The 15,663-nt window shown below is 69.1% G+C and carries 9 protein-coding genes; 5 read left to right on the top strand and 4 right to left on the bottom strand.

Going from position 1 to position 15,663, the window contains the following annotated elements; genetic code table 11:
* Positions 1-32 precede the first annotated feature (32 nt).
* Positions 33-1,862, top strand: a complete 1,830-nt coding sequence (locus BLP83_RS02710) for an ABCB family ABC transporter ATP-binding protein/permease (RefSeq protein WP_091238502.1) — start codon at positions 33-35, stop codon at positions 1,860-1,862.
* Positions 1,863-1,916: 54 nt separating this feature from the next.
* Here the strand turns inward: BLP83_RS02710 and BLP83_RS02705 are convergent, their stop codons facing one another.
* Positions 1,917-4,640, bottom strand: a complete 2,724-nt coding sequence (locus BLP83_RS02705) for an FG-GAP-like repeat-containing protein (protein WP_091238501.1) — start codon at positions 4,638-4,640, stop codon at positions 1,917-1,919.
* A 93-nt stretch (positions 4,641-4,733) separates the two neighbouring features.
* The gene (locus BLP83_RS02700) at positions 4,734-6,071 is read right to left on the bottom strand and encodes a TolB family protein (RefSeq protein WP_091238499.1); all 1,338 of its coding nucleotides are present in this window, start codon (positions 6,069-6,071) and stop codon (positions 4,734-4,736) included.
* A 209-nt stretch (positions 6,072-6,280) separates the two neighbouring features.
* Between BLP83_RS02700 and BLP83_RS02695 the strand changes: the two genes are divergently transcribed.
* From BLP83_RS02695 to BLP83_RS02685, 3 genes are read left to right on the top strand one after another with little or no spacing between them, the layout of a single operon-like run.
* Positions 6,281-8,794, top strand: coding sequence for an efflux RND transporter permease subunit (locus BLP83_RS02695; protein WP_218121171.1), 2,514 nt, complete (start codon positions 6,281-6,283; stop codon positions 8,792-8,794).
* Entirely contained in the window at positions 8,791-9,594 is an 804-nt protein-coding gene (locus BLP83_RS02690) for an outer membrane lipoprotein-sorting protein (RefSeq protein ID WP_091238493.1), read from the top strand. Before BLP83_RS02695 ends, BLP83_RS02690 begins: the two co-directional genes overlap by 4 nt.
* Complete coding sequence (locus tag BLP83_RS02685) at positions 9,591-10,850, top strand: hypothetical protein (RefSeq protein WP_143006525.1); 1,260 nt, start codon at positions 9,591-9,593, stop codon at positions 10,848-10,850. The genes BLP83_RS02690 and BLP83_RS02685 overlap by 4 nt, the downstream gene beginning before the upstream one ends.
* A 49-nt stretch (positions 10,851-10,899) precedes the next feature.
* Here BLP83_RS02685 and BLP83_RS02680 read toward each other — a convergent pair whose 3' ends face one another.
* Together BLP83_RS02680 and BLP83_RS02675 are read right to left on the bottom strand one after the other, a co-directional pair.
* Positions 10,900-11,757, bottom strand: a complete 858-nt coding sequence (locus BLP83_RS02680; protein WP_091238489.1) for a DMT family transporter — start codon at positions 11,755-11,757, stop codon at positions 10,900-10,902.
* A gap of 75 nt (positions 11,758-11,832) precedes the next feature.
* Complete coding sequence (locus BLP83_RS02675; RefSeq protein WP_176763979.1) at positions 11,833-14,421, bottom strand: Ig-like domain-containing protein; 2,589 nt, start codon at positions 14,419-14,421, stop codon at positions 11,833-11,835.
* A 271-nt stretch (positions 14,422-14,692) separates the two neighbouring features.
* Between BLP83_RS02675 and BLP83_RS02670 the strand changes: the two genes are divergently transcribed.
* Positions 14,693-15,625, top strand: coding sequence for a lipase family alpha/beta hydrolase (locus BLP83_RS02670; protein WP_091238485.1), 933 nt, complete (start codon positions 14,693-14,695; stop codon positions 15,623-15,625).
* Positions 15,626-15,663: the final 38 nt, after the last annotated feature.

The following is a 15,663-nucleotide window of genomic DNA, read 5'->3' as shown; positions in this document are numbered from 1 at the left end:
CGTGCGATGCACAACGCCCTCACCTTGCCGCCATGAATAGCCCTGCCCCCGCCGTCGACCACCGCCGCACCACCCGCGCGGTGGTGGCCACCCTGCTGCCCTTTTTGAAGCCCTACCGCGGCCGCATCGCCCTGGCGCTCGCCTGCCTGATGGCGGCCAAGCTGGCCGGCCTGACCGTGCCGATGATCCTGAAGAACCTGGTCGACGGACTGAATCTGCCCTCCGACGCCACCAGCCTGATGCTGGTGCTGCCGGTCGGCCTGCTGCTGGCCTACGGCGCCGCACGCCTGTCCGAGCGGGTGTTCACCGAGCTGCGGCAGATCGTGTTCGCGCGGGTGATGGCGCGCAGCGCACGCACGGTGATGCTGAAGGTGTTTCGCCACCTGCATGCGCTCAGCCTGCGCTTCCATCTGAACCGCAAGACCGGCGGCGTCAGCCGCGACGTCGAGCGCGGCGGCAGTTCGATCTCCGACCTGCTCGACTGGACGCTGTACACGATCTTCCCGACGATCATCGAAGTCACGCTCGTCACCATCGTTCTGGTGGTGCTCTACGACACCGGATTCGCGGTCATCACCGGGCTGACACTGGTCGCCTACATCGTCTGGACCATCCGCGTCACCGAGTGGCGCACCAAGTTCTACCGCGCGTCCGTCGAAGCCGACACAGCGGCCAGCGCTTCGGCCGTGGATTCCCTGTTGAACTACGAGACGGTCAAGTACTTCAACAACGAGGAACACGAAGCCCAGCGCTTCGATACAAGCCTGCGCACCAAGGAAGAGGCCGAGGTGCGCAGCTACAAGACCCTGGCCGTGCTCAACATCGGCCAGAACGCGATCATCTCGCTCGGCGTCACTGCGCTCATGTGGCGCGCCGCTTCGGGCGTGGTGTCCGGCGAGCTCACGGTCGGTGATCTGGTGCTGGTCAACGCCTATCTACTGCAGCTGGCGGCGCCGCTGAACTTCCTCGGCATGATGTACCGCGAGGTCAAGCAGGCGCTGACCAATATCGAGAAGCTGTGGAACCTGCTCGACGAGAACCGCGAGGTGCAGGACCGCGCCGACGCCCGCGTGCTGCAGGCGACGCGGCCGGTGCTCGAGTTCGAGGACGTGCGCTTCGCCTACGACGAGCGCCGCGAGATCCTGCACGGGATCTCTTTCCGGATCCCGGCCGGCGGCACGGTCGCGGTGGTCGGCCATTCGGGCAGCGGCAAGAGCACGCTGGCGCGCCTGCTCTACCGCTTCTACGACGTGGGATCCGGCCATATCCGCATCGACGGACTCGACCTGCGCGACTACACCCAAGACAGCCTGCGCGCAGCGATCGGCATCGTTCCGCAGGATACCGTGCTGTTCAATGACAGCATCCGCTACAACATCCGCTACGGCCGCGTCGACGCCAGCGATGCCGAGGTCGAGGACGCTGCCCGCGCAGCGCACATCCACGACTTCATCGCCGCCCTGCCGGAAGGCTACGACAGCCCGGTCGGCGAGCGTGGCCTGAAGCTCAGCGGCGGCGAGAAGCAGCGCGTGGCGATTGCCCGCGCGCTGCTCAAGAACCCCGCCATCCTGATCTTCGACGAAGCCACCTCGGCGCTCGATTCGAAATCCGAGCGCGCCATCCAGGCCGAGCTCGACCGCATCCAGCAGGGCCGCACCACGCTGGTGATCGCGCATAGGCTGTCGACCATCATGAATGCCGACCGCATCCTGGTGATGGACGCCGGCCACATCATCGAGCAGGGCACGCATGCCGAACTGCTGGCGGCCGACGGGCACTACGCGCAGATGTGGCGGCTGCAGCAGCGCGAGCGCAGCCAGACCGCGACGACAGACGCGACTGCCGCCGCGGAACGCGACTGAAGCCGCGAGGGCTCACTGCGCCGCTGCGGCGACTCGACTCCCTCGCCCGCCGCTTCAACGCGTGCGCTGGACCGCGTAGCCGGGGTCGAACAGCACGCCATCGATGCGCGCGCGGATCCGGCCGCCGCCGACGCTGACCTCGCGCCACGCGATCACCTCGCCGGTGTTGCGCTCGGCAAGCAGCAGGTGGCCGTGCCCATAGTCCGGGTCCGTGGGCTTGGCCAGATGTGCGCTGCCGGGGCTGGTCCAGTCGCCCGCAGGCAGCGGTTCGCGGACGAGGTCGACGACGCGCCCGGCCTTCATCATCGACACGAGCAGCGAGTTGCCGGGGGCATCCAGCCAGACCAGGTCCTCGTAGCCATCGCCATCGAGGTCGACCGCCGCGACCGGCTGCTCGTCGGCCAGCGGCGCCAGGCTGTCGACGGACAGGGGCTTGCCGAACTGCATGAACAGCAGCAGCAGCTTGCCGTTGGCGGGGTCGCGGAACACCAGATCCTGCTGGCCATCGCCGTTGAAGTCCCCGCTCAGCACGTAGCGATGCTCCGCCGGCACGTCGAGTTCGCCGCTGCGCTCGCAGCCCTCGCTGACAAAGACACACAGCACCGTGCCGTAGCGCCCCGTGCCGCGGTCGCGCACCACGGCATCGGCGCGCGGATCGGCATCGATCTGCACGAGATCCAGCACCTCGACATCGGGGCCCAGCAGGGCGCTGCCGATCGCCGCGACGCCGCCGCGTCCGTCGCCCACCTGATACTGGCTGCGTTCACCCGCAAGCGCCCGATCCAGGGGATCGCCCGCAGCGTTGGCGATGCGTTCGCCGTCGATCCAGGGCAGGCGCGAATCCAGCGGCAGTTTGATCCAGCTTGCCGAAGCGACCGAGAGGTACTCGTAGTCGCCGCTGGAGACATCGCGTCGCACCAGGCTGCTGGCCTCGATCGACTCCAGCGCCAGCGCGGGACGGAACACCACCACGTCGCCCAGCGAGGTCCGCAGCGGCGCATGGAAGCCGTCGCCCGCGTAGTCGAGTTCGATCGCATAGCGCCCTGCGAAGGGAAAGAATCCGCTGAGCGGCGCATCGATCCGCAGTCGCCCCGCGCTCAGCAGGCCACTGCCGAGGATCGCCTCGCCGGTGGCGCTCACCGCACGCAGTTCGACGCGGCCCTCCGGCAGTCTCGCCAAGCTCGAACGCAGCTCCACCGCGAGCTGGCGGGGACCGCCATGCGCTGGCAGCGGCGAGGGCAAGGCCGGCGCCTGCACCTGCGGCGTCGGTGCGGCGGTTGCCGGAAGGCAGGGCGAAAGCTCCGAGGTGTTGCCATCGGCATCGGTGGCGGTGGCCGAGATCACATCCCCCGCGCGCAGACCACCGCCGGGCAGGACCTGGGCCTGCAGGACGAAGCGCGCGCGTCCTGCGGCATCGGTCTGCACCGTGCCGAAGCCCAAGTGGAACTCGGCGCTGTCGCGCCCACTGGGATGGCAGCGACGCGCACTGTAGAGATCGATGCGGTAGCTGGCATGGGCGGCCGAATCCAGCTGTCCCTCGACGCCACCGCGGCTGCTGGCGAAGCTGAGTACGGGGTGGTTCTGCAGGCGGTTGGGACCGCTGTCGGCATCGCCCGGGTCATTGGCGGGCGGAGCAAAGGCGCGGGCCGGATCCAGCCCGATGCTGCGCTGGGCGATTTCAGTGAACAGATTGCCGCTCAAGGTGTTGCGTTCGCCTGCGAGCTGAGGAGTGGCGCCGCGGTTGTCGCCGAGCAGGATGCCGGCGTTGGCGCGACCGATGCGGTTGTCGATCACCCGGTTGTTGTCGGCCCCGGAACTGATGCGGACTCCGGCGTCGACCCAGGCGCCCGCGCCGTTCCACAGGTCGATGCCGATACGATTGCCCTGCACGCGGTTGCCGCGGGTGCCGACCGCGCTGCCGCTCAGGCCAATGGCGCTGCCCTGCGTCTGCGAGACCCAGTTGTCGCTGATCGTGCTGTCACGCAAGCCCAGGTAGCCCTGTTGCACCGCGACCGAATACGCCGTAAGCAGCCGCGGTGGCGGGTTGAAGGCGATCAACCCGCCGACGATGCCGGAGCCGGCCACGAAGTTGGCCAGGCTGGAGCTGCCGTAGCCGTCGTAGCCCACCCAGTTGCCGCTGATCCTGTGGCCCGTGCCGGTGAGCTGGATCGCTGAACTGCCGGAGCCGCCGATCAGGTTGCGCTCGACCCGCATGCGGTCGGCGTGGATCGCCGAGATCGCCGCGCCCGCGACCGGCTCGGCCCGGCGGGCGGCATCAACGCCGACCCGGCAGAGCACCACCGCAGCCTCATCGGCGGCCAGCAGCACGCTGGTTTTGCCCGCACGCCCACCCAGGAAGACCAGGCCGCTGATCTCACTGCCTTCGCCGCCGCGCACCACAGCCAGCGCCGCGCCCAGGTTGTCCACGCTATCGGCCACCGCCGAGTCGTCGATCTGGACTCGGTAATCGCCATCGAGCGGCGTGGGGCCGGCGACGCTGCCCGGCTGGGTGAAGCCGAGCACGCGCGTGGGCGTGCGGATCTCGGGCAGCTCGGTCGCGAGCTGGATCGTCCATGGCCCCGGCCCGAAACGGGCGCGGTCGATGTCGAAGCGGATCGTCGAGAGATCGGGATGGGCGTTGGCCGCCTGCAGGGCCTCGCGAAGGCTGCCGGGGCCGACGTCCTCCGGGGTGGTGACGACAAGCTGCGCTGCCGAGAGCCCGGGCAGGGCCAGCAGGCCGGACAGGCCAAGACGGCGCAGCGCCTGGGGGATGCTCATGGTGTTCTCCTTCGGTGGACAAGCCGCTTCCCAGCCCGCAGCAGGCGCCGAGGGTCGCGGAGTGAGTGGCGGTGCGGGCGCGAGCGCCCGCGCTCAGAGCGGTTCGAAGCCGTTGCGGAAGATCGGCTCGCTCGATGGCGTCGGGAGCGGGCTGGCGTAGAACACGTCGGTGACCCCATTGCTGTCGCCGGCCACCAGGTTCGCGGCCTGCGACTCGAAGACCCAACTCGCGCCGTCCGGGGTCTGCGCCACGCGGCTGCCGCTGATGGCATCGCCCAGGGTCGAGGGCGAATCCAGACCCCGGCTGAGCAGCTGGAAGGCCGCGCTGGATCGCCGCCAGCGGAAGACCTGTGCAGGCTGGCCGGACAGCAGGTTACAGATCATCAGCACGTCGCCCGCGTTGCTGATGCGCCCCTCGCGGCAGATCGCCGCGGAGGCGGCCAAGGGCGGGCTGAAGTCGCTGGCCTGCGGCAGCGGGATGTTTTGCAGCGTGCCGCCTTCGGTGTCGACCACGAACAGGCGGCTGCCGGTAGCGCCCAGGTTGCTGGCCACCGAACGGAACACGACGTAGCGACCGTCGGCCGAGATCGAAGCCTGGTCAGAAGTCCCGTTCGCCGCCTCACCGCTGCCGTTCCGTGACAACAGGCGGGTCGTGCCTGCGCTGCGATCGCGCAGATAGACCTGGGCCACGCCGAAGGTGTTGATGCCGCCAGCCACCGTGTCCGATGCGGCGGTGCTGAAGACCACGAAGCGCGCGTCGGCGGACATCGCCTGCGGAGTCAGCGGCTGCGCGCCGGCATTGCCGAAGCCGCCGCTGGCCGTGCGGTTGATGAGCTCGGTCGCGCCGGTCCCGAGATCCTTCAGAATGATATCGGCGACACCATTGCCATCGGCCGGCAGCAGGTTGCTGGCGAGCGTATGGAATGCCACGAAGCGGCCGTCGGCACTGAGGGCGGGGTGCCGCGAAGCCTCGTTGCCTGCCGCCCCGCCGGGGCTCTCGCTGACCCGCCGCACCGCCCCACCCACCTCCGCGCGGAACAGCTGGCTGCCGCTGCCGATCGGGCCCAGGTTGATGGCGGTGCTCTCGAACACGGTGTAGCGACCGTCTGCGGAGACCACTGGCGCGAAGCTGGCCGCATCGGCGGCCGCGCCGGTCGAGACGTTGCGGCTGAGCAGGCGCAGCTCGCCGCTGTCCAGCGAGTAGCGGAACACCTGCAGAAGCCCGCTGGCGCTGAAGTTCGGCGAGGCGCTGACGAAGACGACATGGCGTCCATCCGTCGACAGCCACGGATCGCGTACAGCCTCGGTGGCCTGGGTCGGCGGAGCGCCGGGCGCCAGCACGCGGCGCAGCTCCTGCGCGAACGCCGCCGGGCTGCCGCCCGCCACTAGCAGGGCAAGAATCGAACACACCGTCGAAAAGGCCAGACGCATCTCAACACTCCGGGATCTGTTCCGCCGGACACGCATCCGGCCTCCTTCGACTTGCCATGACGCAAAGGGGACGCAGCGCGTATCACTGCGCTGCATCCGCCGCGCACGCGCGCCCGCGTCAGGCCGGCGGCAGCGGGAAGCGGTCCGGCCTGCCGCCCATGGGGGCGGACCGCTACACTCCGCGCCTGCTCCCGACCCGCGAATTCCGCATGCCCCCTGCCCTGCGCGCGCTCTGGCGCGCCTGCATCGAACGTCCCTGGCCCGTGTTCGCGGCCACGCTGGCGATCACCCTGTTCGCCCTGCTGCAGTTCCCGCAGGTGCGCATCGATACCGACCCCGAGAACATGCTGCCGGCCGAGCAGCCCGAGCGCGTGTTCCACAACGCCGCCAAGCAACGCTTCGGCCTGAGCGATGCGATCGTGGTCGGTGTCATCGCAACTGGCGAAAGCATCTACACGCCGCGCTCGCTGGCCGCCCTGCAGGCGCTGAGCGAGCAGGTGAAGCGCATTGAAGGCGTGGTCGAGGTCGACCTGATGTCGCTGGCCGAGGTCGACAACGTCACTCAGGGCGGGCCGGGCACGGTGCGCTTCGAGTGGCTGATGCGCACGCCGCCTGCGACCGAGGCCGAAGCGCAGGCCATCCGCGCGGCGGTCGAGCGCCTGCCGCAGGCCTACGGGACACTGGCCTCGGAAGACGCCCGCGCCGCCGCGCTGTACGTGCCGATTGAAGACAAGAACGAGAGCCACCGCATCGCCGGCGAGATCCGCGGCCTGATCGCCGCGCTCGACAGCGAGGATGCCTTCCACATCACTGGCCTGCCAGTGGCGGAAGACACCTTCGGCTACGAGATGTTCGTGCAGATGGCAATCTGCGCGCCGCTGGCGGGGCTGGTGATCTTCCTGCTGATGTGGGGCTTCTTCCGCAGCGCCCTGTTCGTGACCGGGCCGATGCTGGTGGCGATGGGCAGCGTCATCGTCACCATGGGCGCGCTGATCGGGTTGGGCTTTCCGGTCCACATCATGAGCTCGATGATCGCGATCTTCCTGATGCCGATCGCGGTGGTGGATGCCATCCACATCCAGTCGGACTTCGCCGAGCGCTATCGGCCCGGCGACGACGCCGGCACGGTGATGCAGGCGGTGCTGGGCGATCTGTTCAAGCCCATGCTGTTCACCAGCCTGACCTCGGCGGTGGGCTTCGCTTCGCTGCTGCTGACGCCGATCCCGCCGGTGCAGGTGTTCGGCGCCTTCGTGGCCTTCGGCATCCTGCTGGCCTTCGCGCTGACCATGACCCTGCTGCCGGCCTTCCTCTGCCGGCTGTCGCCGGCCACGCTGGCGCGCATCGCCGCGATCGACACCCAGCGCAGCCGTCTGTACGCGCCGCTGGCTTTCATCCGCTGCAGCTCGCAGCAGGCGCGTCCGCTGGTGTTCGGCATTGCACTGCTGGCCGTGGCCTTCAGCGCCGTCGGCATCCTGCGCATCGAGATCAACGACAACCCGGTGCGCTGGTTCAAGGCCAGCCACGAGATTCGCGTGGCCGATCGCGCGCTCAACGCGCACTTCGCCGGCACCTACGATGCCTGGCTGGTGCTGGCGCAGGACGTGGACGCCCTGCGCGCGGAGTGGACGCGCGAATGGTCGACGACGCCGGCAGACCCGCTGCGCGAGGCCGTGCTCGCCGCGCTGCAGTCCGAACCTGAGACGGCGAATGCCCTGCGTGCCGCGCAGGATGCGGTCGACGACAGCGACGCCGACTTCGGCCTCATCGAGGCCTGGACCGCACGCATCGAAGCGGCGCAGAGCCAGCTGGCGCGCTTCCAGCAGCCCGACATGCTGCGCTGGATCGAACAGCTGCAGCAGGCGCTGGATGATTCAGGCCTGGTCGGCAAGTCCAACGCCGTCACCGACATCGTCAAGACCGTGCACCGCGAGCTGCGCGGCGGTGATCTCGCCGAGAAGCGCATTCCCGACAGCCAGGCCGGCGTCGCCCAGACCCTGCTGCAGTTCCAGGGCTCGCACCGTCCACAGGACCTCTGGCACTTCGTCACCCCCGACTACCGCAGTGCGCTGGTCTGGCTGCAGATGACGAGCGGCGACAACCAGGACATGAGTCGGGTCGAAGATTTCGTCGCCGCGCATCTTGCGGCGCATCCGCTGCCTTCGGGCGTGAGCGCGCGCTGGGCCGGCAAGACGCACCTCAATCGCGTGTGGCAGGGCGAGATGGTGCACGGCATGGCGATGAGCCTGGCCGGCGCCTGGGGCGCCGTGCTGGTGATGATGCTGCTGCTGTTCCGCAGCCTGCCGCTTGGGCTCCTGGCCATGCTGCCGCTGACCCTGTCGATCGGCGTGCTTTACGGGCTGGTCGGCTGGATGGGCAAGGACTACGACATGCCGATCGCGGTGCTGTCGGCGCTGGCGCTGGGCTTGGCCGTGGACTTCGCGATCCACTTCCTGCAGCGCGCCCGCGCGCTCGCCGCCGAGCTGCGCGATGTCGAGGCCACGCTCGACGCCCTGTTCCGCGAGCCGGCGCTGGCGATCAGCCGCAATGCCATCGTGATCGCGGTGGGCTTCACGCCCCTGCTGTTCGCGCCGCTGGTGCCCTACATCACGGTGGGCTGGCTGCTGGCCGGCATCATGGCGCTGTCGGCCGTGGTCAGCCTGTACCTGCTGGCGGCCCTGCTGGGCGCCGGCAATGGATGGATGTTGAAGAGGATGATGCGATGAAGCCCGTACTGAAGACCCTCGCCCTTGCCCTGCTCGCCGCGCTCTCCGCAGGCCCTGCGCAGGCTCGCGAAGTCGACCCGCGCGCCGAAGCCATCGTGGCGAAGGCGCAGCAGGCCGCTCGCTACGCTGGCGACGACGGCCGCAGCCTCGCACGCATGCTGATCACCGATGGCCGCGGCCAGCAGCAGCAGCGCGTGTTCACCATCCTGCGCCGTGACATCGAAGACGGCGGCGACCAGGATTTCCTGGTCGTGTTCTCGCGCCCCGCCGACGTGCGCGGCACCGCGTTTCTGGTCAACAAGAAGACCGAGCGCGACGACGACCGTTGGCTCTATCTGCCCGCTCTGGACCTGGAGAAGCGCATCTCCGCCGGCGACAAGCGCACCAGCTTCGTCGGCTCGGATTTCTTCTACGAAGACATCAGCGGCCGCAACCCGGCCCTGGACTGGCATTCCATCGTCAGCGAAGGCGAGCGCGAGATCGTCATCCGCTGCGATCCCAAGGAACCGGACAGCGTCGAGTTCGCCTACTCGCATGCGGTCATTGATCCCGCGACCTTCCTGCCGATCCGCGCCGAGTACTACAACGCCGACGGCGAGCTGTTCCGCAAGATCGAGACGCTGGAGACCGCCGTGGTGCAGGGCCACCCGACCGTGATACGCAGCCAGGTCACCGACCTGCGCTCCGGCAGCAGCACGCTCATGGAAATGCGCAATCCGCAGTACGACCTCGGCCTCGACGCCAGCGCCTTCGGCACAGGCGCCCTGCGCAACCCGCCCCAGCAGTGGCTGCGCCCGTGAGTGCAGGTGTTCGTTTGCGGCCGCTGGCCGCGCTGCTGGCGCTCGGCCTGTCGTCTGCAGTGATCGCGCAGGACGACGACTGGGACGACTGGGGCGAGGAATCTCCCACCCAGTGGAGCGGCTACGTCGAAGCCGCCTACAGCACCCGCTTCGACCGCGACCCGCTGTTCGACAACCGCGCCAGCCGCGCCGAGCTGAAGGGCCAGATTGAGGTCAGCCACGACCTCGAGCGCGCGCAGCTGAGCGCCAAGCTCGATGTGCATGCGGATGGCGTCGAGGATGGCCTCTGGTTCGACCTGCGCGAGGGCATGCTCAGCCTGCCGGTGGGCAGCCGCGGCCATGCGCGCATCGGCCGCCAGGTGCTGTCCTGGGGCACGGGCGATCTGCTGTTCATCAACGACCGCTTTCCCAAGGATTTCGAGACCCCGCTGGCCGGCGGCGAAGACCTCTACTTCAAGGCGCCGTCCAACAGTCTGCGGCTCGACTGGCGCTTCGATGCGCTGAGCGTGGATCTCGCCTGGACGCCGCGCTTCACCCCCGACCGCTACATCGACGGCCAGCGTCTCGGCTTCTTCGATGCGCGCCGCGGTGAGCGCGTCGGCGGCCGCGACCTGATCGACGCGAGCGCGCCGGGCGGCAGCGAATGGGGCCTGCGTCTGCATCGCAGGCATGAAGGCATTGAGTACGCGCTGTACGCCTACCGCGGCTTCGACAAGCAGCCGCTGGGCGCCGACGCGCAAGGCCGGCCCAGCCACTTCCGCCGCGACAGCGCGGGCTTCAGTCTGCGCGGGCCTGTATTCGGCGGCATCGCCTCGTTCGAAGCAGGTCGCGAGTGGTCGAGCGCCGAGTTGGGGGCGAGCCCCGGAACCGTCGCCGCGCGCGTGCCGCACAAGAGCGCCGCGATGGTGGCCTTCGAGAAAGAGTGGCGACCCAAGCTGACCATCGGCCTGCAGCTCTACGTCGAGCGCCACGACAGTGAGCCCGGCAACCTCTCACCCCTCAATGGCGAATCACGCCGGCTGGTCTCGCTGCGGATCACGCGACAAGCCCTGCGCGATCGCCTGAACCTGAGCGCCATCGCCTTCCACTCACCCAACCAGCACGACCGCTGGCTGCGCCTCACCGCCAGCCATCGCCTGAGCGACCAGTGGCTGCTCGGCGCGAGCGCGAATGTCTTTGGCGGCCGCGTGCAGCGCTTCTTCGGCCAGCTGGAGGACGACAGCAATGCGGGGGTTTGGGTGCGGCGGCAGTTCTGATTCCCTGCGTTCGGAAGGCCGCACCACAGACGATTCGAGCCAACTCGATTCAGCGGGTGCTCTTCGGCCAAAGCACCACCAGGGCCACGCCGCCCAGCACCGCAACCGAGGCCAGCACCAGCCGCAGGCTCAAGGGCTCACTCAGTAGCAGCACGCCGGCCACCGCAGTGATCACCGGCACGCTGAGCTGCACGGTGGCGGCGGTGCTGGCGCGCAGCTGCGGCAGGGCGCGATACCAGATCGCGTAGCCCAGGCCCGAGGTGAGCGCGCCGGAAGCGATGGCGTACAGACTGCCCGGCGCATCGATCTGCATTGCATCAGGCGCAAGCAGCAGGGCGACCGCGAGGGCGGCAGCGGCCATCGGCACCGCGCGCAGGAAGTTGCCGGCAGTGACGGCGGTGGGCTCACCTGCGCCGCGTCCGCGCAGGCTGTAGACGCCCCAGGCCACGCCTGCAAGCAGCATCAGCAGGGCAGCACCGATCGGTGGCGCCGACAGCCCGGGCAGCAGCAGGCCGATCAGGCCCGCGATGGCGAGTGCGAAGCCGAGCGACTGCAGCGCGCCGAAGCGCTCGCCGCGCAGCAGGGCCCAGCCCAGCATGCTGGCTTGCACCGCACCGAACAGGATCAGGGCGCCGGTGCCGGCGCTGAGCCCGATGTAGGCGTAGGAAAACGCGATGGCGTAGGCAAACAGCGCGGCGGCGGAAATCCAGCTTCCGCTGCGCAGTTGCACCGGCGATCGCAGGCCGACCAGCAGAGCCAGCACGAGGGCACCCGACACCATGCGCAGCAGGGTGAAGCTGGCCGGGTCGATGGCGGTGTCGCGCAGGGCCGCGCGACACAGCAGGGAGTTGCCGGCGAAGGCCAGCAGCGCCAGTCCGGTCAAGCCGAACAGGGAGGATCGACGCATCTGCACCCGTCTCCGTGGCCGACTCAAGGACGGTATGGGGCGAGCCGCGAGAGGCGGCCCGCCCCAGGCCAGGACTTACTGGATCGAGCAGCTCTTGGCCTGCGCGCCGGGGCTGGCCGAGCTGCCGGCGATGCGGCGGACGATCACGGTCGTCGCTGCCCTCAGACCGGCGCTGTTCTCGATGATGTAGGTGAAAAGATCGGTGCCACACCAGTTGTCGTTGGGCACGTAGCGCACGCGGCCGTCCGGCAGCAGGGTGGTCGTGCCGCGAAAACCGCGGTTGACCGTGACGACACGGATGGCAAGGTTCTGCGGGTCGCTGTCATTGGCCAGCACATCGATTTCGACCGGGGTGATGCCTGGCGTGAAAGCCTCGTCGGCCACGGCAATCGGGCCCACCGGCGGCGACACCGTGATCACCAGGCTGGCGGTGTCCTCACCGCCCGCGGTGTTGCGGATGCGGTAGCCCAAGGTGACCACGCCGCCGAAGAAGTCCGCGTCCGGGCTGAAGGTGACACTGCCATCGGCGCTGAAGCTGACCGTGCCATTGCGGGCGCCCGTGACCTCGACCAGGGTCAGGGTGTCGCCCGAAGGATCGCTGTCGTTGGCCAGCACGTTGACCGTGATCGGCGTGCTGTAAGGGGTGGTGGCCACGTCCGAGAGCGCGCGCGGCGGCACCGCGGTGACGGTCACGGTGATGCGGCCTTCCACCTCCGCACCCGAGACGTTGCGAGCGCGGTAGCTGAAGGTGTCGCTGCCGAGAAAGCCAGCGGCCGGCGTGTAGGTGACCACGCCATCGGCGACAAAGCTGGCGCTGCCGTTCGAGGGCGTGCCGACGGCGACCAGGCTCAGCGCCTCGCCGGCGGGGTCGCTGTCGTTGCTCAGCACGTTGAAGCTGACCGGCGTGCCGCGCACGGTGCTGGCGGTGTCCGGGTTGGCCACAGGCGGGGCGATGCGCACGGTGATGTCCACTGTCGCAGTGGCGGTCAGTGCGCCATCGCTGATCGTGTAGGTGAAGCTGTCGCTGCCGGTGAATCCGGCACGCGGGGTGTAGAGCACGCTGCTGCCGCTGAGGGTGGCGCTGCCGTTGGCCGGCGCCGAGACCGTGGTGATCGTCAAGGTGTCGCCATCCGGATCGCTGTCATTGCCCAGCACCGCGATGCTCGCTGCACTGGCGTCGCGATCGACCGTCGCGCTGTCGTTGACCGCCAGCGGCGCGCGGTTGACCAGCACCTGCGGGCCGAGCTGTTCGCTCTGCTCGGTCTCCTCGAAGCGATAGACATCGACGGCGCGCTTGTGCGCGGCCGGGTTGCGCAAGGCGCGCTCGATCCAGGCGGGCGGTGCCGCCACCGGCTCACGCTTCCACTCGCTGCGCTTCTCGATGCGGGTTTCGCCCGGCACGCTGCGCTCTTCGACGCTGAGGAAGCTGACGTCGACGCGGCGGTTCTTCGCGCGGTTGGCTTCGCCGTCGTTGGGGAAGCGCGGATCGCTCTCGCCTTCACCGGAGACGTCCATCTCCTCGATCGACACGCCGTGGCTGGCGAAGAACTCCGCCACGGCACGCGCGCGGCGCTCGGACAGACCTTGGTTGTAGGCGTCGCGGCCGAGATCGCAGGTGTGTCCGACGATGCGGATGCGCGAGACGCGGCTGTCGGACTTCAGTGCCGCCAGCAGGGCATCAAGCTGCGAGGCATCGGCATCCTGCAGGCTGAAGCGGTCGAGCTTGAAGTAGGTCGCCGCGTCCATGCCGACCTCGTTGCGCATCAGCTGCGGCTCGCCAGCGACTTCGACTTCGGTGACGACTTCGACATCGCGATAGGGCTGCACCTCGCGATAGGCCTGGGCACCGCCGAAGTCATAGCGCCAGCTGAGCAGGCCGCGGGTGTCCGACCGATCCAGCACGAAATCCCCGGCGCGGCGCAGGGCCTCGATGCTGAGGCCGATGCTGTGGCCGGTGCCGGGGATGAACTTCTCGACGCCGAGGCTGAAGGTGTTCTGGTGCGAGCTGAAATCGCCCCACTCGCGGTCGAAGCCCGCCTGCAGACGCAGCTGGGCCTCTTCGAAGAAGCGGCCGAAGCGGGCGCCAAGGCCGTGGTCATAGGCCTGCTCGAACACGCGCGTCAGGGTGGTCAGGGTGCGCTGCTGGGTGAAGGGCCGTCCGGTGGCGTTGGTGCCGGTGATCGTGCTGACATCCACCCGCGTGCGGCTGTCCACCAGGCGCTCGTCGGTGAGGCCCGCCGAGACGTAGAGGTCCCCGAACCAGGTCTCGCGCTCCCAGCCGAAGCCCAGGCTGGCCTTGCGGTCACCCATGACGTTGCGATCCACCGCGGCGAACACCTTGGCCACGCTGGCGCCGCTCGGATCGGCGATGACCTGGTCCAGCGTGCGGCCGCCCCACAGCCAGTGCCAGCCGAGCTTCAAGCCGCCCGCGCCGCCCTGGCCGTACCAGCCTTCGACCATGCCGGTGGCGTGACCGCGGTGGGCGAAGAAGCCGAGAAACTCGCCGTTGACGTCGCCGTCGTCATTGATGCCGACGCCGATGCGGCCATTGCTGCCTACATAGGTGATCGGCACCACGCCCTTGGCGGGCGGCGGCGCGGTCTGCGCCTGGGTGACTCCGGAAGCGAAGGTGAGCAGCGCGGCCAGCAGCATCGGTCGGTGCATGGCGGTGTCCTTGTGGTTCGGCGCAGGGCGCATCGGACGCGAACTTTAACAGTTCGATCACAATCTCGTGGGGCGCATGCCCCTCGGTGAGCGCGTCGCCTCCTCATGGCGGGCTTCGCTGCAGCGCAGCTTGATGCCCACCCTACGCCTGCGTAGGGTCGCGCCCCGGGATTCACGCGAACGGACTCGACCGGCGCGCGCGGCAGGCCACAACAACAACAGGCCGCCCGCGAGCCGCACACCGCATCGACACGCTTTCGGGGAGGGAAGCATGTTCGTACGTTCGATCCGCGCCGCCCTTGCGGCCCTGCTGCTGTGCCTCGCATCCACCGCCGCGCTTGCACAGAGCGGCTACACCCAGACCCGACACCCGATCGTGCTGGTGCACGGCCTGCTCGGCTTCGACTCGCTGCTGGGCGTCTACGACTACTGGTACGGCATGCCGTCCGAGCTGCGCGCCGGCGGTGCGCGGGTCTACGTGGCGGATGTTTCTGCCAGCAATTTCAGTGAGGTCCGCGGCGAGCAGCTGATCCGCCAGCTCGACAGCCTGCGCGCCATCCACGGCCACGCGAAGTTCAACCTGATCGGCCACAGCCACGGCGGGCCGACCATCCGCTACGTCGCCGCGGTGCGCCCGGATCTGGTGGCCTCGGTCACATCGATCGGCGCGCCGCACACCGGCAGCAAGGTCGCCGATGCGCTCGACACCACCCTGCCCGTCGGTTCGCCACTGCGGCCGCTGGTGGCGGGCTTCGTCAACGCGCTGTCCGGCTTCATCGAGTTCCTGTCCGGCAGCCGCGACCCGCAGAACGCGCTGGGCGCGTTGGCCTCGCTGTCCTCGCGGGGTGCGGCCGACTTCAACCGGCGCTTCCCGCAGGGCATGCCGGCCACCGCGTGCGGCCAGGGCGCGGCGGTGGTCAACGGCATCCGCTACTACAGCTGGGGCGGCACGGCGGTGCTGACCCACGTGCTTGACGCCGGCGACCCGCTGCTGGGCGCGGGCAGCCTGTTCTTCGGCTTCGAGCAGAACGACGGCCTGGTCGGGCGCTGCAGCTCGCACCTCGGTGTTGTTCTGCGCGATGACTACCCCTGGAACCATCTCGACCAGGTCAACCAGGTGCTGGGCCTGACCCGCTGGTTCACACCCGATCCGAAGGCCGTGCTGCGCGCGCACGCCAACCGGCTGAAGAACGCGGGGCTCTGAAAGTCGTGCAAGCGCGGGAAGTTGCGCCTGCCGCGCTG

The sequence above is a fragment of the Aquimonas voraii genome (genome assembly GCF_900101825.1).
Taxonomy (GTDB): Bacteria; Pseudomonadota; Gammaproteobacteria; order Xanthomonadales; family Xanthomonadaceae; genus Aquimonas; species Aquimonas voraii.
This window is presented reverse-complemented; position numbering and strand designations above follow the sequence as displayed.